Source organism: Paraburkholderia sp. RAU2J, assembly GCF_003634845.1.
Taxonomy (GTDB): domain Bacteria; phylum Pseudomonadota; class Gammaproteobacteria; order Burkholderiales; family Burkholderiaceae; genus Paraburkholderia; species Paraburkholderia fynbosensis.
Map to the genome: position 1 here is coordinate 794,961 of NZ_RBXG01000001.1, position 18,376 is coordinate 813,336.

Annotated in this window: 19 protein-coding genes; 8 read left to right on the forward strand and 11 right to left on the reverse strand. The window is 64.1% G+C overall.

Annotated elements, in window-relative coordinates:
- Positions 1 to 53: 53 nt before the first annotated feature.
- Entirely contained in the window at positions 54 to 851 is a 798-nt protein-coding gene (gene dapB / locus B0G69_RS03660; RefSeq protein WP_121315697.1) for a 4-hydroxy-tetrahydrodipicolinate reductase, read from the reverse strand.
- Between the two features lie 156 nt (positions 852 to 1,007).
- Entirely contained in the window at positions 1,008 to 1,856 is an 849-nt protein-coding gene (bamE, locus tag B0G69_RS03665; RefSeq protein WP_121315698.1) for an outer membrane protein assembly factor BamE, read from the reverse strand.
- A gap of 158 nt (positions 1,857 to 2,014) precedes the next feature.
- Here bamE and fur point away from each other — a divergent pair, with 158 nt between their 5' ends.
- Entirely contained in the window at positions 2,015 to 2,443 is a 429-nt protein-coding gene (gene fur, locus B0G69_RS03670; RefSeq protein ID WP_121315699.1) for a ferric iron uptake transcriptional regulator, read from the forward strand.
- Positions 2,444 to 2,550: 107 nt separating this feature from the next.
- Here the strand turns inward: fur and B0G69_RS03675 are convergent, their stop codons facing one another.
- The 3 genes from B0G69_RS03675 to B0G69_RS03685 all read right to left on the reverse strand — a co-directional run bounded on the left by B0G69_RS03675 (position 2,551) and on the right by B0G69_RS03685 (position 5,550).
- The gene (locus tag B0G69_RS03675) at positions 2,551 to 3,063 is read right to left on the reverse strand and encodes an ureidoglycolate lyase (RefSeq protein WP_121315700.1); all 513 of its coding nucleotides are present in this window, start codon (positions 3,061 to 3,063) and stop codon (positions 2,551 to 2,553) included.
- A 12-nt stretch (positions 3,064 to 3,075) separates the two neighbouring features.
- A complete protein-coding gene (gene alc, locus B0G69_RS03680; RefSeq protein ID WP_121315701.1) occupies positions 3,076 to 4,086 on the reverse strand; it encodes an allantoicase in 1,011 nt (336 codons plus the stop codon).
- A 135-nt stretch (positions 4,087 to 4,221) separates the two neighbouring features.
- The gene (locus B0G69_RS03685) at positions 4,222 to 5,550 is read right to left on the reverse strand and encodes a C4-dicarboxylate transporter DctA (RefSeq protein WP_121315702.1); all 1,329 of its coding nucleotides are present in this window, start codon (positions 5,548 to 5,550) and stop codon (positions 4,222 to 4,224) included.
- Between the two features lie 228 nt (positions 5,551 to 5,778).
- On the opposite strand from B0G69_RS03685, the gene B0G69_RS03690 reads away from it, so the two are divergent.
- Positions 5,779 to 6,471 (forward strand): FadR/GntR family transcriptional regulator, encoded by a 693-nt coding sequence (locus B0G69_RS03690; RefSeq protein ID WP_121315703.1) that lies wholly within the window; start codon positions 5,779 to 5,781, stop codon positions 6,469 to 6,471.
- Positions 6,472 to 6,577: 106 nt separating this feature from the next.
- Here the strand turns inward: B0G69_RS03690 and gap are convergent, their stop codons facing one another.
- A complete protein-coding gene (gene gap, locus B0G69_RS03695; RefSeq protein ID WP_121315704.1) occupies positions 6,578 to 7,588 on the reverse strand; it encodes a type I glyceraldehyde-3-phosphate dehydrogenase in 1,011 nt (336 codons plus the stop codon).
- A gap of 95 nt (positions 7,589 to 7,683) precedes the next feature.
- Positions 7,684 to 9,705 (reverse strand): transketolase, encoded by a 2,022-nt coding sequence (gene tkt, locus B0G69_RS03700; RefSeq protein ID WP_121315705.1) that lies wholly within the window; start codon positions 9,703 to 9,705, stop codon positions 7,684 to 7,686.
- Between the two features lie 279 nt (positions 9,706 to 9,984).
- Between tkt and speE the strand changes: the two genes are divergently transcribed.
- The 3 genes from speE (at position 9,985) to B0G69_RS03715 (ending at position 12,142) form a co-directional block, all read left to right on the forward strand.
- Complete coding sequence (gene speE / locus B0G69_RS03705; RefSeq protein WP_121315706.1) at positions 9,985 to 10,857, forward strand: polyamine aminopropyltransferase; 873 nt, start codon at positions 9,985 to 9,987, stop codon at positions 10,855 to 10,857.
- A 111-nt stretch (positions 10,858 to 10,968) separates the two neighbouring features.
- Entirely contained in the window at positions 10,969 to 11,382 is a 414-nt protein-coding gene (locus tag B0G69_RS03710) for a VOC family protein (protein ID WP_121315707.1), read from the forward strand.
- A gap of 19 nt (positions 11,383 to 11,401) precedes the next feature.
- A complete protein-coding gene (locus B0G69_RS03715; RefSeq protein WP_121315708.1) occupies positions 11,402 to 12,142 on the forward strand; it encodes a 16S rRNA (uracil(1498)-N(3))-methyltransferase in 741 nt (246 codons plus the stop codon).
- Positions 12,143 to 12,273: 131 nt separating this feature from the next.
- On the opposite strand, the gene B0G69_RS03720 is transcribed toward B0G69_RS03715, so the two are convergent.
- The 4 genes from B0G69_RS03720 to B0G69_RS03730 form a co-directional block, all read right to left on the reverse strand.
- On the reverse strand, positions 12,274 to 12,834 hold the full coding sequence (locus B0G69_RS03720; protein ID WP_121319081.1) for a barstar family protein: 561 nt from the start codon (positions 12,832 to 12,834) through the stop codon (positions 12,274 to 12,276).
- Positions 12,835 to 12,850: 16 nt separating this feature from the next.
- Positions 12,851 to 13,267, reverse strand: a complete 417-nt coding sequence (locus B0G69_RS03725; protein WP_121315709.1) for a ribonuclease — start codon at positions 13,265 to 13,267, stop codon at positions 12,851 to 12,853.
- A gap of 182 nt (positions 13,268 to 13,449) precedes the next feature.
- A complete protein-coding gene (locus tag B0G69_RS40560; RefSeq protein ID WP_147440694.1) occupies positions 13,450 to 13,653 on the reverse strand; it encodes a hypothetical protein in 204 nt (67 codons plus the stop codon).
- A gap of 40 nt (positions 13,654 to 13,693) precedes the next feature.
- Positions 13,694 to 16,033, reverse strand: coding sequence for an NADP-dependent malic enzyme (locus B0G69_RS03730; RefSeq protein WP_121315710.1), 2,340 nt, complete (start codon positions 16,031 to 16,033; stop codon positions 13,694 to 13,696).
- 197 nt (positions 16,034 to 16,230) lie between these two features.
- Here B0G69_RS03730 and thiL point away from each other — a divergent pair, with 197 nt between their 5' ends.
- From thiL to B0G69_RS03745, 3 genes are all read left to right on the forward strand, one after another.
- Positions 16,231 to 17,241, forward strand: coding sequence for a thiamine-phosphate kinase (gene thiL / locus B0G69_RS03735; RefSeq protein ID WP_241991259.1), 1,011 nt, complete (start codon positions 16,231 to 16,233; stop codon positions 17,239 to 17,241).
- Positions 17,231 to 17,803, forward strand: a complete 573-nt coding sequence (locus B0G69_RS03740; protein WP_121315711.1) for a phosphatidylglycerophosphatase A — start codon at positions 17,231 to 17,233, stop codon at positions 17,801 to 17,803. The genes thiL and B0G69_RS03740 overlap by 11 nt, the downstream gene beginning before the upstream one ends.
- Positions 17,804 to 17,867: 64 nt before the next feature.
- Complete coding sequence (locus B0G69_RS03745) at positions 17,868 to 18,368, forward strand: CinA family protein (RefSeq protein WP_121315712.1); 501 nt, start codon at positions 17,868 to 17,870, stop codon at positions 18,366 to 18,368.
- Positions 18,369 to 18,376: the final 8 nt, after the last annotated feature.

The following is an 18,376-nucleotide window of genomic DNA, read 5'->3' on the forward strand; positions in this document are numbered from 1 at the left end:
GCCGGGGCCGCGATGCCCTTGGGGCCTGGGTGCAAAACCCGCGCAAGGCCCGCTCAACGCAGGCCGAGCACGTCCTGCATGTCGAAAAAGCCGGTCTTATGGCCTTCGAGGAAATGCACTGCCCGAAGCGAGCCTTGCGCATACGACAGCCGGCTCGACGATTTGTGCGTAATTTCGATGCGCTCGCCGGTGCCCGCGAACAACACCGTATGGTCGCCGACGATGTCGCCGCCGCGAATCGCCGAGAAGCCGATCGTGGACGGATCACGCTCGCCGGTCACGCCTTCGCGGCCGTACACCGCGCACTCGTCGAGATTGCGGCCGAGCGCGTTGGCGATCACTTCGCCCATGGTCAGCGCGGTGCCTGACGGCGCGTCGACCTTGTGACGATGATGCGCCTCGATGATCTCGATGTCGTAGCCCGTCGCGAAATGCTTCGCCGCGTATTCCAGCAGCTTGAGCGTGACGTTCACACCCACGCTCATATTCGACGCGAACACGATGGCGACCTTATCAGCTGCGGCGCGCAATTGCGCTTTCTGCTCGTTGTCGAAGCCGGTCGTGCCGATCACCATTTTCACGTTGTGGCGCTGCGCCGCCGCCAGATGCTCCAGCGTGCCGGCCGGGCGCGTGAAGTCGATCAGGTAATCGGATTCGGCGAACACGCGCTCGATGTCGTCGGTCATCGGCACGCCGGTCTGTTTGCCGAGAAACGTGCCCGCATCCTGCCCCAGTTGCGCGGAGCCCGCGCGCACGAGCGCGCCGGACAACGTGGCAGCGGGATCATTGAGGACGGTTTCGATGAGCATGCGGCCCATACGGCCCGATGCGCCAGCAATGGCAATTTTCATGGCTACGAGGATTCGAAAAGACAAAACCCGGCAAATGCGGGCAAAAGCGGCGGCGGCGGACAGCACACCCGGGCGCCGCACTCATTGGACAAGCGGAGAATCCGGCGGGCGCCGCGCGCATGGCGCCGTGCCCGCCTTAAAACAAGGACAGCGAGATTAGTCGCCCGTTCCCGACGTCGACGAAGGCGAAGTCACTGGCGCGTTGTACGCTGGGCCGCTGTTGCTGCTTTGCGGGCCCGTCGGTCCGACCGGATTGCTCTGCGTAGTCGGAGCCGGCGGCGGCGGACGGTGGAACTGGAACTGCGGCTGCCCGCCAGAGGTCGGTCTTTGCGACGGCACGCCGCCCGCATTCGGGGTCGGCGCCGTGGAACGCACCGACGACCGCGCGTTTGACGGCGATTGCACTGCATTGGTCGCACGATTGGCGGCTTGCGCGGCCTCCGCGTTGGCGTCCGTGGACGGCTCAGCGGCTGCGGCAGCGCCCTCGACCGACGGCGAACGCGCGGTGTCCGCCGTGGCCGGGGCGAGCGCCGTGGCCGCCGGCGCGCTTGCGGCGTTCGCCTCGGCGGCGCTGGCCGCGCCCGGCGCGCTCGCGACCGCCCTTCTGTTGCCGCGCCGGTCGCCGTCGATCTCGGCCAGCAATTCGAGGTTGGACGGCAAGTCTTCGCCACCCGTCCAGCTGGCGACGACGTCACCCGAGAAGAACACGACGAAGTCGCGTTGCTGCACGACAGCGGTCGAGCCGCGCTTGAAATAGAACACGTAGTCCCAGCGGTCCGCGTGGAACATGTCGGTCAAAAGCGGCGTGCCGAGCACCTGGCGCACCTGTGCGCGCGTCATGCCGACCTTCATTTGCGACGCCATTTCACTCGAGACGAAATTGCCTTGCACCACCGTGATCCGGTACGGCGTGATGCTTTGGGCGACTCGCTGCGTGAGACTGTCGTACGTGGAACATCCGGCAAGAACCGCGACAGTCGCAACAGCGATCAAGGTACCCCGCATGCGGCTCCCCCGGTAGATCAATTGAGATTTTGAAATCATTTCACTCACCGTGCGGGCCCGCTGACGAGCCGCGCGAGTTTCATTCCATCGAAGATGACCAGAACGGCAAAAACACATTACTATGAGAGCCCAGCATTGTACTCTAGGGATCCCTTGTCATGACCAATCCAACCGATCTCAAGAATATCGGCCTCAAGGCGACCCTTCCGCGCCTCAAAATCCTTGAGATTTTTCAGCACAGCCCGGTACGTCATCTGACGGCCGAAGACGTGTACCGCAACCTCCTGCACGAGGAACTCGATATCGGCCTCGCAACCGTGTATCGCGTGCTGACGCAATTCGAGCAGGCAGGCCTGCTCTCGCGCAGCAATTTCGAATCGGGCAAGGCAGTGTTCGAACTCAACGAAGGGTCGCATCACGACCATCTCGTGTGTCTCGACTGCGGGATTGTGGAAGAGTTTTTCGATCCCGAAATCGAGAGCCGTCAACAATCTATTGCGAAGGAACGCGGCTTCAAGCTGCAGGAACACGCGTTGGCGCTGTATGGCGCCTGCACGAAGGAGAATTGCCCGCATCGCAAGCATTGACGCCGTTGCGCCGCCCGCGCCGGGGTGCGTGAGGTGGCCATGAAAAAGACCCGGCCGATACGAATCGGCCGGGTCTTTTCACGTTCACGCTGGCGCTGTATGTGCCGCTATGCGATAAGTTCGGCGCTTACTTCAAACGCCAGCCGCCACGGCTCGGGCAATGACAGTTCATCGCAATTGTTGCCGTCGCCGCCACGATCGACCACCACGAAATCGCTCACGTGATCGAGCGCCAGCAGCGGATGATGCCAGACCCCCTTCGCGTAATTCACGCCCTGCCAGGCGTCGGTCCAGAAGGCCCGCATCCGCGCCGGATCGAACTCGCCCGGCGGCGCGACCACCACCAGGTAGCGGCCCTGCCGCAAGGGAATGAAAGCCTGGCTGCCGAGCGGATGCCGCTCCATCATCGTGATGTCGACCGGCAGCGTGCGCGACTGCGCACGAAACAGGTTGATCAGCGGGCGGCCGCCCTGCGCGGTCACGTCGACGGCAGCGAGATCGTGATAGCGCTCGGTGGTGCCGCCATTGATCGGGAAATGGCGCGCGCCGTCCAGCTCGATGACGTCGCCGAACGGGGCGAAGGCCGCCCGCGTCAAACGCTCCATCTGCAATGTCTTCATCACGCGGCTCCGTTAAGCGATCTCACCCCACAGACGCAGGCGCGACACGCCGCCGTCAGGAAAGATATTGAAACGCACGTGCGTGACCGGCCCCAGCGACGCGAGGCCGTCCGCGAACGTGTGGACGTGGTCCATTTGCAGCTTCTGTTCGCCGAGCAGCACCGGCCAGAACATCGCCTGCGTGACGAGCGAATCGTCCGTACCGCCCGTCACCGACGCCGCCTGCAGCGAACAGCGGTCCGGGAAATTCCCCTTGAAGTGCGCGGTGTCCACTTCGATCTTGCGGATCACGCCCGGCCGCGCCAGCGCAACGATCGCCCAGTCGTTGCCCGGCTCGCGGCGGCGTCGCGTTTCCCAGCCGTCGCCCATGTCGACGCCGCGGCCCGGCATCAGCATCTGCGAAGCTGCTCCGAAGTGCTGATTATTCGCGGCGACGAGGTACGCGCCGTTTTCGATCGCGGCAAGATCCAGCAGCGTGCCGCGCTCGACCCGCTCCCAGTCGCGCTTCGGCTGGCCGTACACGCGTAGCCGCGCGAGGCCGCCGTCCGGATACAGATTCACACGCAGATGGGTGAACGCACGCGCGTCGTTCACTTCGACGTAGTGGTGCTGGTTGCCCTGCAGCGTCGTGGCCGGCACGAGCGTTTGCCAGTCGGCGTTGTCGGGCGGCACGTCGCCGTCCGCATAACAGGCGTCGATCGACGCGGCCGGCGGGAAATTGCCGGTGAAGTGGCTCGTATCCAGGTCGACGCCGTGCACGACGCCCGGCCGCGCGAGCCGGATCACGCAATGGTCGTGACCGGTGGTGCGTTTGCGGCGGGTTTCCCAGCCGTCCATCCACTTGCCGTGGTCGTCGTATTTACCGGGGATGAAGACCGCCGGCTGCGGTTCGAGCATGCGCTCTTTCGGCGCGAAGAATTCGTCGCTGGCGAAGAGCGCCTTCGCGCCCAGGCGCGGGTCGGCGAGATTCATGTAGCGGCGCGTGAAGGCAGGAGCGTTGGGGTCGAGGATCGGATTGGCCATAGTCTCGGTCAGGCTGCGGAAGATGAAGGACAAGCGGCGGAGTCACGGCATCCGCCGCTGTGGAAAGCGCGCCGAGCCGGCGCGCGAATTCTCGGTTCGGATAACGAAGCGGTTGCGTGTGTCGGCCCGCTCGCGTCAGATCGCGTGGGCGTGTTCGCCGCCGATCGGCTCGGCGCCCACGTCGTCGCCCGCCGGCACGTAGCGCAAGGCCGCGTCGCGGTTCAGCACGCGATGAGCGCGCGCCCGGTCGATGTCGTTTTCCCACACGGCAACCACCACCGTCGCGACGCAGTTGCCGATCAGGTTGGTCAACGCGCGGGCAATACCGACGAACCAGTCGATCGGCAGGATCAGCACGAGCCCGAGCACGGGAATCGCCGGAATCGCGGACAAGGTCGCAGCCAGAATCACGATGGCCGAGCCGGGAATACCGTGCGCGCCCTTCGACGTCACCAGCGACACCAGCACCACCACGATCAGGTCGTGCATCGATAGCGGCGTGTTGGTGGCCTGCGCGATGAAGATCACCGCCAGCGTCAGATAGATCGAAAAACCGTCGAGATTGAACGAATAGCCGGTCGGAATCACGAGGCCGACGGTCGAATCCTTCACGCCCATCCATTCGAGCTTGCGCATGATCTGCGGCAGCACGGCGTCCGACGATGCCGTGCCGAGCACGATCGACAGTTCCTCGCGCAGATAGCGAATCAGCTTGAAGAGGCTGAAACCGGCGAGCCGCATCACGATGCCCAGCACCACCGCGACGAACACGAAGCAGCTCGCGTAGAACACCAGCACCAGCATGCCGAGCTGCTTGAGCGACTCGACGCCGTAGGTGCCGGTGGTGAATGCAATCGCGCCGAGCACGCCGAGCGGCGCGAGTTTGATGATGAAGCCCATCACGCGGAAAAACACCTGCGACAGCTCGTCGATCAGGCTGCTCACGCGCTGCGCCTTCTTGCCGAGCAGCGACAGCGCCGAGCCGAACAGCACCGAAAACACCAGAATCTGCAGGATGTCGCCGGTCGCGAAGGCGTTGATTGCCGTGTCGGGAATGATCTTCAGCAGGAAGCCCGCGGTATCTTTGAGGCTCTTCGCGTGCTCGGTGTAGGTGGCGAGCGAGGCCGGGTCGAGTGAACGCAGATCGATGTTCATGCCGACGCCGGGCCGCGTGACGTAGGCGAGCACCGCGCCGATCACGAGCGCGATCGTCGTCATGATTTCGAAGTAGACCACCGCCTTCATCCCGACACGCCCCACCTTGCGCAGATCGCCGGCATGCGCCATGCCGCTGACCACCACGCAAAACACGATCGGACCGATCACCATCTTGATCAGCTTGAGAAAGCCGTCGCCGAGCGGACGCAGCGATTGGGCGAAATGCGGATAAAACGCGCCGATCACAATGCCCACCACGAGCGCTAAGACGACCCGGCCAAACAGCGAATTGAAGAATTTCAACACGGCTTCCTCCTGGTTTTCGAATCCTACCTGTTCAGACTGGTCGGACCAGTACTGTTATGGCTAATAGTAGGAAGTCGATATACTGGCGTCAAGGATTCATAAAACAGTGTTTACCCGTTGTTTATGCGGCCATTCCGGGTCGGATCGTAGAGGCCGGCCGCCCGACCGTGCACGCGTTCGGACCGAGTATTACAATACTGGTCAGACCGCGCTACCCAGTGAGCCACGATGAAAAACGTTCCGCATACCGTCACCGATGCCGCCATCGCGACCATCCGCGAACGGATCGAAGCGGGCGACTATCCGGTGGGCAGCCTGCTGCCGGCCCAGCGTCAACTTTCCGAAGAACTGTCGATCAGCCGCGCGTCGCTGCGCGAGGCGCTCTCCACGCTCGAGGCGCTCGGTCTGCTGGTGATCCGGCCCGGCAAGGGCGTGTATGTGGAAAGCGCGCAGGCCGCGGCTGCGCAATCGTGGCGTTTCTCCGAGCAGTCGTCGCTACCCGACACTTATCAGATGCGCTTCGCGCTGGAAGGCTTCGTCACGCGCATGGCGGCGCTTGCCGTGCGTGACGCCGACCTCGCCTGGTTCGAGAACAACATCACGGAGATGCAAACCGCGCTCGCCTGCGACGAACTCGACGAAGCCGCACGCCTCGACTACGCGTTCCACATGCGCATCGTGAGCATTGCCGGCAATGCGGCAATCGAATCGATCTTGCAAAGCAGCGCGGAAATCATGAAGGAAAGCCAGCGGATGCCGTTCTACCGCCGCGAACTGGTGCTATCGACGTACACCGAGCATCGCGCGATTCTGGACGCGCTCAGCGCACGCGATTCCGCAGCGGCGGGCAAGGCGATCGAAACCCACATCTCGAATGCCGCGCAACGCGCCGGCGTTCATTTCCCCACGCCGCTGATGTAAAAAAAAGCCGCTCCGAGGAGCGGCTTTTTTTACCCTTGCCCTGCGCTGCCCTGCCGCCGGACCCGAGGCCGGCTTCACAGCGCAGAGCGCAGCGAGGCGCGATAGCTTACTTCGCGTTGGCGAGCGCCACAGCCGTGTCCAGCATGCGGTTCGAGAAACCCCACTCGTTGTCGTACCAGCTCGACACCTTCACCAGACGGCCCGACACCTTGGTCAGCGTCGCGTCGAACGTCGACGAAGCCGGGTTGTGGTTGAAGTCGATCGACACGAGCGGTGCATCGTTGTAGCCGAGGATGCCCTTCAGCGCGCCTTCCGAGGCTTCCTTCATGATCGCGTTGACTTCTTGGACCGTCGTGTCGCGCGCGGCGATGAACGACAGATCGACGACCGACACGTTGATCGTCGGGACACGAATCGCGTAGCCGTCGAGCTTGCCGTTCAGTTCCGGCAGCACGAGACCAACCGCCGATGCCGCGCCGGTCTTGGTCGGGATCTGGCTGTGCGTCGCCGAGCGCGCGCGGCGCAGATCTTCGTGGTACACGTCGGTCAGAACCTGGTCGTTCGTGTACGCGTGGATCGTCGTCATCAGGCCGTTCACGAGGCCGATCTTGTCGTTCAGCGGCTTGACGAGCGGCGCCAGGCAGTTGGTCGTGCACGATGCGTTGGAGATCACCGTGTCCGATGCCTTCAGCACGTTGTGGTTCACGCCGTAGACGATCGTTGCGTCGACGTCCTTGCCGCCCGGCGCCGAGATGATGACCTTCTTTGCGCCGCCCTTGATGTGCGCGCTAGCCTTTTCCTTGGTCGTGAAAAAGCCCGTGCATTCCATCACGACGTCGACGTTCAACTCGCCCCACGGCAGTTCGGCCGGGTTGCGGTTGGCGAGCACGCGGATCTTGTCGCCATTGACGACCAGGTAATCGCCGTCCACCGACACTTCGCCCGGGAACTTGCCGTGCGCCGTGTCGTATTGCGTCAGGTGAGCGTTGGTCTTGGCATCGCCGAGATCGTTGATGGCGACGATTTCGATATCGTGCTTCTTGCCGTTTTCGTAGAAGGCGCGCAGGGTATTGCGGCCGATCCGGCCGTAGCCGTTGATTGCGACGCGAATCGTCATGGTCTATCTCCTGATGGCTGAAAAAATACGTCTCGTTCGTCTGACAGGCTGCGTTGCCGCGCGTTCATACGCCATGCGGCAACGCCTCGCCTACATCAGCCCAGTGCGGCTTTAGCCGTCTTTACCACATGCTCGACGGTGAAGCCGAAATGCTTGAACAGCACGCCAGCCGGGGCCGATTCGCCAAACGTGTCGATCCCGACCACGCCGCCTTCCAGACCCACGTACTTGCGCCAGAAATCCGTCACGCCCGCTTCGACCGCGACGCGGCGTACGCCGTGCGGCAGCACGCGTTCGCGGTACTCGGCGTCCTGCTTGTCGAACACCGTGGTCGACGGCATCGACACGACACGCGCCGCGATGCCTTCGCGTGCCAGCGGCTCGACCGCGTTCAGCGCCAGTTCGACTTCCGAGCCGGTGGCGATCAGGATGATCTTGCGCGCGACGATCTCGTCGTTCCAGTCGCGCAGCACGTAGCCGCCCTTCTCGATGTTGGCGATCTGCGCGTCGGTGCGCTCCGAGAACGCCAGATTCTGACGGCTGAAGATCAGGCACGACGGGCCGTGATGCTCAACCGCGTGAGTCCAGGCCACCGCCGTTTCGACGGTGTCGGCCGGGCGCCACACTTGCAGGTTCGGAATCAGGCGCAGGCTCGCGACGTGTTCGATGGACTGGTGGGTCGGGCCGTCTTCGCCCAGACCGATCGAGTCGTGCGTGAACACGAAGATGGACGGCGCTTTCATCAGCGCGGCGACGCGCAGCGCGTTGCGGCTGTAGTCCGAGAAAGTCAGGAACGTGCCGCCGAACGCCTTGAAGCCGCCATGCAGCGCGATACCGTTGATCGCGGCGCTCATACCGAATTCGCGCACGCCGTAGTTCACGTAGTTGCCGGTTGCCTTGCCATCCGCATTCACGCGCACCGGCTTCGCGGCCTTCCAGTTGGTCAGGTTCGAGCCGGTCAGGTCGGCGGAACCGCCGAGCAGTTCGGGCAGCACCACCGACAAACCTTCGATGGCCTGCTGCGATGCCTTACGCGTCGCGATGGTTTCCGCGCGCTCGTTCGCGCCGGCGATGATCGCCTTCGCCTTTTCCTTCCAGTCTGCCGGCAGTTGCTTCGCGTCACGGCGCTTGAATTCGGCTGCTTCCTGCGGATACTTGGCCGCGTAGGCCGCGAATGCCTTGTCCCATTCGCCTTCGACGTGCGCGCCGGCTTCCTTCGCATCCCACGCCGCGTAGACTTCCTGCGGAATCACGAACGGTTCCCACTTCCAGCCGATCGCTTCACGCGTGGCCGCGACTTCCTTGTCGCCGAGCGCCGAGCCGTGCGAATCATGGCTGCCGGCCTTGTTCGGCGAGCCTTCGCCGATCACGGTCTTGCAGCAGATCAGCGTCGGCTTGTCGGAGAGCTTGGCCTGCTTGATCGCGGCGTCCACTGCGTCGACGTCGTGGCCGACCACGTTCGGGATCACGTTCCAGCCGTACGCTTCGAAGCGCTTGGGCGTGTCGTCGCGGAACCAGTGCACCACTTCGCCGTCGATCGAGATGCCGTTGTCGTCGTAGAACGCGATCAGCTTGTTCAGCTTCAGCACACCGGCCAGCGAACACGCTTCGTGCGAGATGCCTTCCATCAGGCAGCCGTCGCCGACGAACACGTACGTGTGGTGATCGACGATCTTCGCGTTAGGCTTGTTGAATTCGGTGGCGAGCAGCGACTCGGCGAGCGCCATGCCGACCGCGTTCGCGAGACCCTGGCCGAGCGGGCCGGTGGTGGTTTCAACGCCCGGCGTGATGCCGTATTCCGGGTGGCCCGGCGTCTTCGAGTGCATCTGGCGGAAGTTCTTCAGCTCTTCCATCGGCAGATCGTAGCCGGTCAGGTGCAGCAGCGAGTACAGCAGCATCGAGCCGTGGCCGTTCGACAGCACGAAACGGTCGCGATCGGCCCACTGCGGGTTCTTCGGGTTGTGACGCAGGTGACGCGACCACAAAGCCACGCCGATTTCGGCCATGCCCATCGGCATGCCCGGGTGACCGGAATTCGCTTTTTGAACGGCGTCCATGGACAACGCGCGGATTGCGTTGGCCATCAAAGAGGTGGGTGCGGGAGACGAGGTCGTCATGTCGAGTCCGGAGACAGAGTCAGAAAGCGGTGCGCGCTTGAGGACCGGGAGCTCGAATGCCTGTTCGCTTCGGCGCACGATGCGGCGCCAGGAGCGCGAAACGGGCAGAGCAAACGGACAAGGCTGAAAGCGAGACATTCTAACAGAACGTTGCCCCGCCTCCGGCCCGCAAAGCCGCCTGGCTGTGAGTTTCACCGCACATACCGGGCTCGCGGCGCGCTTGGCCCTTTACAATCGGACAACCCAACCCGCTACGCTCCCGCTGGAGCCCCGACATCCGTGAGCGCTCCGCTGCTGTTCCAACCGAGTCCCGACGCCGTCTACGGATTTCCGCATGCGCGGCTCGTCGCGCGCGTCGATTCGCCTTATCAGCGCATCGAGGTGTGGGACACGCCGCTGCTCGGCCGGCTTTTCACGCTCGACGGTCGCCCGATGACGTCCACCGGCGACGAGTTCATCTATCACGAATGCATGGCGCATCCGATCGCGCTCGCGCATCCGGCGCCGCGCGCGGCGCTGGTGCTGGGCGGCGGCGATGGCGGCGCCGCGCGGCAGTTGCTGGCGCATCCGGATATCGAACGGATCGTGGTGGCGGAACTGGATGCGGAAGTGGTCCGCCTGAGTCGCGAGCATTTGCCCGAGGTGCACGGCGGCGCACTCGACGATCCGCGCGTCGAACTGGTGATCGGCGACGCCGCGCAGTACGTCGCGGGCGCGGCGCCGGCGCAGTTCGACCTGGTCGTGTTTGATCTGACGCCGCCGGATTCGCCCGCCGCCAGCCTGTACTCGCCAGCCTTCTACGCGCAACTCAAGCGGACGATGCGTGCGCCCGCCGCCCTCTCGCTGCATCTCGGCTCGCCCTATTTCCACGCTCGCCGCATTGCCGGCCTGCTCGACGATCTGCGCGCTACGTTCCGCGTCGTGCGTACGATGAACACCTTCGTCCCGCTCTACGGCTCGCTGTGGATGATGGCGACCGCCAGCGACACGCTCGATCCCGCCGCACTCCCCGCTGACACGCTGACGGAGCGCGTCGCTGCTCGCCGTATCGGATCGCTGAAGCACTACGATCCGTCCATGCATGCAGGACTCTTCTCGGCGTCCCGTTCTATGCGCGATAAACTAAGCCAATTCTTAAAGCCATTAGGCTAACGTGTGGGCACAATGCCCGGCTGGGTCGGATCGCGTCTCGATACATCGGTAGGCGCAGCCGCCAGAATCCGCAGCATGCGTCCCGCCAACCCTCGAGATCCGGAGAAGTCCATGACCGCCCCCCGCCCAGCCGGTGTGCCCTGGTTGACCCCCTATCTGACGGTACGCGACGCGCGTGCCGCGACTGCGTTTTTCTCTGCGGCATTCGGCTTCGAAGTTCGCGACAGTGTTCAGGACGACGGTGTCGTCATGCACGTCGAGATGACCTATCAAGGCCAGTTGATCGTGATGTTCGCGCCGGAAGGCGCGTTCGGCTCGGCTGCGAAAACACCCAAAAGCGCGGGCGCAATCGCCCCGCAATCGTTCTATGTCTATGTCGACGATGTCGACGCGGTTTATGCGCGGGCGCTGGCTGCCGGCGCAAAATCGCTGAGCGAGCCGCAAGATCAGTTCTGGGGCGACCGGTTCGCTCAGGTCGAAGATCTGGACGGCTACCGCTGGGCGCTCGCTCGCCACCTTTCCTGAGCTAATGAGTATTTTTTTGATGCCCCGCTTCTTCGTCGGTACGTCGCTGAACCCCGACGACATCATGCCGCTTCCCGATGACGTCGTGCGCCATGTTCTGGTGCTGCGTTTGCAGCCCGGTGATTCGATCGTGCTTTTCAACGGCGAGGGCGGCGAATACAGCGCCGAGCTCGTCGAGATAGAACGCCGCTCGGCCAAAGTCAGAATTCACGAATTCCGCCCGATCGAAGTCGAGGCGCCCTATCACCTCACGCTCGCGCAAGGCATTGCCAGCGGCGACAAGATGGACTGGCTGATCGAAAAGGCGGTCGAACTCGGTGCTTCGTGCTTCATGCCGCTGACCACCACACGCAGTGTCGTGCGGCTTTCCGGCGAGCGGGCACAGCGCCGCCATGCGCATTGGCAAGGCATCGTGCGCGCGTCGTGCGAACAATGCGGGCGCAATCGCCTGCCGGAAGTCATGCCGGTACGCGAGATCGCCACCTGGCTGGGGGCGCTGCCTCGCGAACCCGGCGAAGGCGAAATGCGTATTCTGTTGTCGCCGCGCGCCAGCATCAGTTTTTCGGCGCTGCCGGGCACACATCCGACGGGCCGCGTGACCGTGCTGGTCGGCCCCGAAGGCGGTTTTTCCGCGGCCGAAGAAGCAGCGGCCACCGATCACGGATTTACCGCCGTCGGCCTCGGACCACGCGTACTGCGCACCGAGACCGCGGGAATAGCGGTGCTGTCCGCGCTGGCGGCACGCTGGGGTGGTTGGTAAGCAGTTGCACAAGAGCCACGCGTAGGCGCACAAGCAAGCCGCCAAAAGCAAAAGGCCCGCCGATTGGCGGGCCTTTTGCTGTCTCTCACTGCGGCGTCTATAGCGACTCGCCACGCCCAGTCAGGCGAAATTCAGGCAAACGAATAAAACACCCGGAACGCCACCTTGCGCTCGGCCCAGAATTCGGCCGCCTCGCGGAACACGTCCAGCAGCGTCTCGCGCCCTTCCTTGTCGAACTTCTGCGCAACCGGCAACTGCTCGAGCACGATCACAAAGCCCGGCTGCGTGCCGGCCTTATGGACGAGGTCGGTCAGACAATCGTAGAGCGCGTCGTAGTTCTTGCCAAAATGCTTCGGGAACAGGAACGAGGTGGCGATCGTCTCGAGCACTTCCTGCTTGGACAGCGCATTGGCGCAATACGCATACAGAAAATGCTGGCCGAGCCGGCCGGCCTCGTCGGCGAGATCCTGCACGCGGAAAGCGCGGATCGACTGTACGATGTTCGGTCGCACGGTCTTGAAAAGACTCATGGGCTCCTCGTTCGATGAAACCGCAGTGCCTGCTTCGCCCTGGTTGGCGCGGCCCTGATCGCCGGCGCGCATCTTCATGACGCGTTGGAACAAATTGCCGTCGCCGGCCGCGAAAAGATCCGTCGCGACTCCGGTGTCGTGCGCGTAGACGTTGTCGCTCATGCCGTTCATCCCGATGTCATTCAACAATACGATTAAAACTGGTGTAGTGGTCGTCCGAGTAGTAACAATTATCGGTTCGCTGTAGCGGACCTCCGCAGACGATGCGAAGCGCCCCGCGATTACGCGCGCGAGGCGTGGGAACGGTGTATTCGTGGTAATAGCCGCGCCGATGGGCCGGCAGCAACCGCTCGCGATTGCCGAATACGATGCCGTCCTTCTCATACGGGTAAGGCCCGCCCGCGGCAATCAAGTTCAATGTCTTGACCGCTTCGCGCGGCAACTGCGCCAGCGCGACCGTACCCACCCCTTGTGCGTTCGCATCGGCGGGCGCCGTGAAGTCGCGTGCGAACGCGCCAGGCACGGAGCCGGATAACGCGCACAGCGTAAGAGCACCGGTCAGCACGCCTTTGATGCGCAGCCACTTGCGTGCCATGTATCAGGGTTCCCCCGCTGTTAGATCACGAGTTTGACGACCATGAAAGTCGTAAGGGTATCGCTAATGGCCTTTGGAATCAACGTTCGACGGGTAGCTTGGGCCTTCTTGATCGCGTGGAAAAGGCCGCAGCCGGGCCTTTGACGACTTTTGACAGAATGTTTAGCCTGAGCGGACTAAACTTAGCCCGACTGTGCAATTTGAAGGGGAATTTGGGCTAATCGGCAGACCGCCTGAAGCGCCTTCATGTCCGTGGCGAGCGCTGCGGGCCGGCAGTCATTTTGAAGGTTCAATGTGCCCTTTGATGTGCCTTTTGCCGTTTTTTGGGTGGCAATCCCCTGCTCGCCCTGAGGCGTGCCCGTTGCGGGCACGCCGTTTTTTTGCACGGCGCGATCATCCGGCGCCGTGCAATTACCCGCACCGTAATTAGCGGGCGGCGATCACGTCCGCCACTAGCAGCGCCGTCATGTTGACGATCCGGCGCACCGTCGCCGACGGCGTCAGCACGTGCACCGGCTGGGCCGCGCCCAGCAGCATCGGGCCAATCGCGATGTTGTTGCCGGCCGCCGTCTTCAGCAGGTTGTACGAGATGTTGGCTGCGTCGATGTTCGGCAGCACCAGCAGGTTCGCGTCGCCTTCGAGCGTCGAATCGGGCAGCACTTCGCGGCGCAGATTCGCGTCGAGCGCCACGTCGCCGTGCATTTCGCCGTCCACCTGGAGTTCCGGCGCGCGTTCACGCAGGATCTCCAGCGTGTCGCGCATCTTCTGCGCGGTCGGCGCGTTGCTCGAACCGAAGTTCGAGTGCGAGACCAGCGCGACCTTCGGCTCGATACCGAAGCGGCGCACTTCGTCGGCGGCCATGATCGTGATTTCGGCCAGTTGCTCCGGCGTCGGATCGACGTTCACGTGCGTATCGACCAGGAAAATCTGGCGATTCGGCAACACGAGGGCGTTCATCGCCGCGTAGACCTTGGCGCCTTCCTTCTTGCCGATCACCTGATCGATGAAGTGCAGATGCCGGTGCGTCGTGCTGACGGTGCCGCAGATCATCCCATCCGCTTCGCCCTTTTTCACCAGCATCGCGCCGATCAGCGTGGTGCGGCGGCGCATTTCGAGCTTCGCCATTTGCGCCGTGATGCCCTTGCGGGACATCATCTTGTGGTATTCCTGCCAGAAATCGCGGTAACGCTCGTCATGATCGGTGTTGACGACCGTATAGTCCTGACCGGCGACCAGACGCAGACCGTAGCGCGCAATACGCTGCTCGATCACCGCCGGGCGGCCGATCAGGATCGGCTTTGCCAGCTTTTCGTCGACGATGATCTGCATGGCGCGCAGCACACGTTCTTCTTCGCCTTCCGCGAACACGATGCGCTTCTTCTCCGGCTCGACGCTGCGCGCGAGCTGGAAAATCGGCTTCATGGTTGTGCCGCTGTGATACACGAACTGCTGCAGATGCTGTTCGTACGCATCCATGTCCTCGATCGGACGCTCGGCGACGCCGCAATCCATCGCGGCCTTCGCCACCGCCGGCGCGACCTTGACGATCAGACGCGGATCGAACGGCTTCGGAATCAGATATTCCGGGCCGAACGACAGGTCCTGAATGCCATAGGCCGTCGCGACGATGTCGCTCTGCTCCTGGCGCGCCAGTTCGGCGATCGCGTTGACCGCGGCGATTTCCATTTCCCGAGTGACCGTCGTTGCGCCGGCATCCAGCGCGCCGCGGAACAGGAACGGGAACACGAGGACGTTGTTCACCTGATTCGGGTAGTCGGTGCGGCCGGTGCACAGCACGGCGTCCGGGCGCACTTCCAGCGCCAGTTCCGGCAGGATTTCCGGCGTCGGATTGGCCAGCGCGAGAATCAGCGGCTTGTCGGCCATCTGCTTGACCATGTCCTGCTTGAGCACGCCGCCCGCCGACAGGCCAAGAAACACGTCCGCGCCGCCGATCGCTTCGGCAAGCGTACGCGCGTCGGTTTCACGCGCAAAGCGCTCCTTGTCCGGGTCCATCAGTTCGACGCGGCCCTTGTAGACCACGCCGGCCAAGTCGGTGACGGTGATGTTCTCGAGCGGCAGGCCGATGTCGACCAGCAGGTCCAGACAGGCCAGCGCAGCCGCGCCCGCGCCGGAGGACACCAGCTTGACGTTCTTGATGTCCTTGCCGACCACCTTCAGACCGTTGGTAATCGCCGCCGCGACGACGATCGCGGTGCCGTGCTGGTCGTCGTGGAAGACCGGAATCTTCATGCGCTTGCGGCATTCGCGCTCGACGATGAAGCAGTCCGGCGCCTTGATGTCTTCCAGGTTGATGCCGCCGAAAGTCGGCTCCAGCGCGGCGATCACGTCGACCAGCTTGTGCGGGTCCGACTCGTTCAGCTCGATATCGAACACGTCGATGCCGGCGAACTTCTTGAACAGGACGGCCTTGCCTTCCATGACCGGCTTCGACGCGAGCGGCCCGATGTTGCCCAGACCCAGCACCGCGGTGCCGTTCGTGACGACGCCGACCAGGTTGCTGCGAGCGGTGAAACGCGCGGCGTTCAGCGGGTTCTCGACGATTTCCTCGCACGCGAACGCGACGCCCGGCGAATACGCCAGCGCGAGGTCGCGCTGGTTGATCATCTGCTTGGTGGGGGCGATCGCGATCTTCCCGGGGGTCGGGAACTCGTGGTAATCGAGTGCGGCTTCGCGGAGTTTGCTATTGACGGGATTCGACATAAGGCGGGCTTCGAAGTGCGGATTAGAATAGACGTTCGACGGCATTGTAGCCCCAATTGCCTACGCGATTCCTTCAATACGGGTACAACTGCCGCGACTTAAACGGAGCCAACGGGCGGGCTGCCATGCGTCGCCTCGGCTTGACCCGAAGCGGCGCTGCACGGCAAGCAGCGCCGATCGCGCGGCAACTTCGTACAATGCGCGCCGTTAGCCGCCGTTCGCGGCACTTCTTCCGCTCATCCATGGCCACCATGCTCTCCGAGTTTTCGCTGATCGACCGCTTCTTTGGCCGCCGGGCCGCCGCCGCTCGCCACTCCGACGCTGGCGCCGGCACGCTCGGCATCGGCGACGACTGCGCGCTGCTCGCGCCACGCGCGGGCGAAATGCTGGCGATATCGACGGATATGCTGGTAGAAGGCCGCCATTTCCTTGCCGATGTCGATCCCGAAGCGCTCGGTCACAAGACGCTCGCGGTGAATCTATCGGACCTCGCCGCGATGGGCGCCCAGCCGCAGGCGTTCACACTGGCGTTCTCGTTGCCGAAAGCGGACGAAGCGTGGCTCGCCGCGTTCAGCGAAGGACTCTTCGCGCTGGCCGCGCGCTACGGCTGCGAACTGATCGGTGGCGACACGACGGGCGGCCCGCTGAATCTATGCGTGACCGTGTTCGGCAGCGTGCCGCCGCAAGCGGCGCTGCGTCGCGACGCCGCCCAGCCGGGCGACGACATCTGGATTTCCGGCACCCTCGGCGACGCGCGCGCCGGCCTCGGTGTACTGCGCGGCGAGTGGCCGGCAGACGCGGCCGACACTGCGGCGTTTCGCCGCGCCCTCGAACGGCCGGAGCCACGTGTGCCCCTCGGGCTGGCGCTGCGCGGCATCGCGCACGCGGCGCTGGACCTGTCGGACGGCCTCGCGGGCGACCTGCTGCACATCCTCGAACGCTCACGCATGCACGCCACGGTCGACGCCGACGCCGTGCCACGCTCCACCGCGCTGCGCCGCCTCGCACCCGAAATTCAACGACGCTGCACGCTCGCCGGCGGCGACGACTACGAACTGTGCTTCACCGCGCCGGCCACAGCGCGCGCCGCGGTCGAAGCGGCGGGGCGCGAGGCGGCCGTACCGGTCACCCGCGTCGGTACAATAAGCGCTCTCCCGGCGGCAGACGACCGCCCGGCCATCGACTGGCGCGATGCCGCCGGCGCGCCACTCACCCTGACGTTGCAAGGCTTCGATCACTTCCATGCAGACTGACCCTCCGCTCCGCCCCGCCGACGATCTCATCGGCGGCGAGCCGCCCCAGGCGCCGCAACCCGGCGCGCCGCGGCCACAACCGCGCCGCGCCACCGCTCGCTTCATGCTGTCGCATCCGTTGCACCTGCTGTCGCTCGGCTTCGGCAGCGGCTTGTCGCCGGTGGCGCCGGGCACGGTCGGCACGCTGTTCGCGTGGGCGTCGTTCGCCGTGCTAAGCCGCTATCTCACCGTCATCGAGTGGGGCGTTCTGATCGGCGTGGGCTTCATCGGCGGTATTGCGATTTGCGGGTTTACCGCGAAGCGGCTGGGCATCGACGATCCGTCGCCGGTCGTGTGGGACGAGATCGTCGCGTTCTGGCTGGTGCTGCTGATGGTGACGCCGGCCACGCTCACCGGCCAGTTGTGGGCTTTCATCGTGTTCCGCTTCTTCGACATGGTGAAGCCGCCGCCCATCAGTTATTTCGACCGCCGTCTGAAAGGTGGCTTTGGCATCATGTTCGATGACCTGGTCGCCGCTTTTTTCACGTTGCTCGTGATTGCGCTTTGGCGCATGTCGGTTTAGCCGCCACCCGGCAATCGCCGCCTGCCGTGCCTGACCGCCGGCTTCCGTTTTCCGGATTGACGCCATGCCTACCGATTCCGTCGTTCACCAGCTCGCGATTCGCGTGAGCAACCGTCTGCGCGAGGAACGCCTGATGCTCGTCACCGCCGAGTCCTGCACGGGCGGCATGGTGGCGACCGCCATTACCGATATTTCCGGCAGCAGCGGCTGGTTCGAGCGCGGCTTCGTCACGTATTCGAATCAGGCAAAGAGCGAGATGATCGGCGTGCCCGCCGATCTGATCGACAAGCACGGCGCGGTCAGCGAGCCGGTCGCGCGTGCAATGGCCGAGGGCGCGCTGCGCAACAGCCGCGCGCAGGTGTCGCTGTCGATCACCGGCGTCGCCGGGCCGGGCGGCGGCACCGAGACCAAGCCGGTCGGCATGGTGTCGTTCGGCTGGAGCAACCGGCTGCATACGTCGGTGGAAACGAAGATTTTCAAGGGCGACCGCGAACAGATCCGCGTGCAGGCCGCGGCGCATGCGCTGCGCGGCGTGCTCGCGCTGCTCGACGAACGTGAACATTGACCCTCGTT

Excerpts from the sequence above, each read along its gene's own strand:
- B0G69_RS03740 (WP_121315711.1), top strand. The coding sequence starts at position 17,231 with ATGCAGACTGACCCTCCGCTCCGCCCCGCCGACGATCTCATCGGCGGC.
- B0G69_RS03725 (WP_121315709.1), bottom strand. The coding sequence starts at position 13,267 with ATGGCACGCAAGTGGCTGCGCATCAAAGGCGTGCTGACCGGTGCTCTT.
- fur (WP_121315699.1), top strand. The coding sequence starts at position 2,015 with ATGACCAATCCAACCGATCTCAAGAATATCGGCCTCAAGGCGACCCTT.
- B0G69_RS03720 (WP_121319081.1), bottom strand. The coding sequence starts at position 12,834 with ATGAGCGACAACGTCTACGCGCACGACACCGGAGTCGCGACGGATCTT.
- B0G69_RS03730 (WP_121315710.1), bottom strand. The coding sequence starts at position 16,033 with ATGCCGTCGAACGTCTATTCTAATCCGCACTTCGAAGCCCGCCTTATG.
- thiL (WP_241991259.1), top strand. The coding sequence starts at position 16,231 with ATGGCCACCATGCTCTCCGAGTTTTCGCTGATCGACCGCTTCTTTGGC.
- gap (WP_121315704.1), bottom strand. The coding sequence starts at position 7,588 with ATGACGATTCGCGTCGCAATCAACGGCTACGGCCGGATCGGCCGCAAT.
- B0G69_RS03745 (WP_121315712.1), top strand. The coding sequence starts at position 17,868 with ATGCCTACCGATTCCGTCGTTCACCAGCTCGCGATTCGCGTGAGCAAC.
- B0G69_RS03710 (WP_121315707.1), top strand. The coding sequence starts at position 10,969 with ATGACCGCCCCCCGCCCAGCCGGTGTGCCCTGGTTGACCCCCTATCTG.
- bamE (WP_121315698.1), bottom strand. The coding sequence starts at position 1,856 with ATGCGGGGTACCTTGATCGCTGTTGCGACTGTCGCGGTTCTTGCCGGA.
- dapB (WP_121315697.1), bottom strand. The coding sequence starts at position 851 with ATGAAAATTGCCATTGCTGGCGCATCGGGCCGTATGGGCCGCATGCTC.
- B0G69_RS03690 (WP_121315703.1), top strand. The coding sequence starts at position 5,779 with ATGAAAAACGTTCCGCATACCGTCACCGATGCCGCCATCGCGACCATC.
- alc (WP_121315701.1), bottom strand. The coding sequence starts at position 4,086 with ATGGCCAATCCGATCCTCGACCCCAACGCTCCTGCCTTCACGCGCCGC.
- tkt (WP_121315705.1), bottom strand. The coding sequence starts at position 9,705 with ATGACGACCTCGTCTCCCGCACCCACCTCTTTGATGGCCAACGCAATC.
- B0G69_RS03675 (WP_121315700.1), bottom strand. The coding sequence starts at position 3,063 with ATGAAGACATTGCAGATGGAGCGTTTGACGCGGGCGGCCTTCGCCCCG.
- B0G69_RS03715 (WP_121315708.1), top strand. The coding sequence starts at position 11,402 with ATGCCCCGCTTCTTCGTCGGTACGTCGCTGAACCCCGACGACATCATG.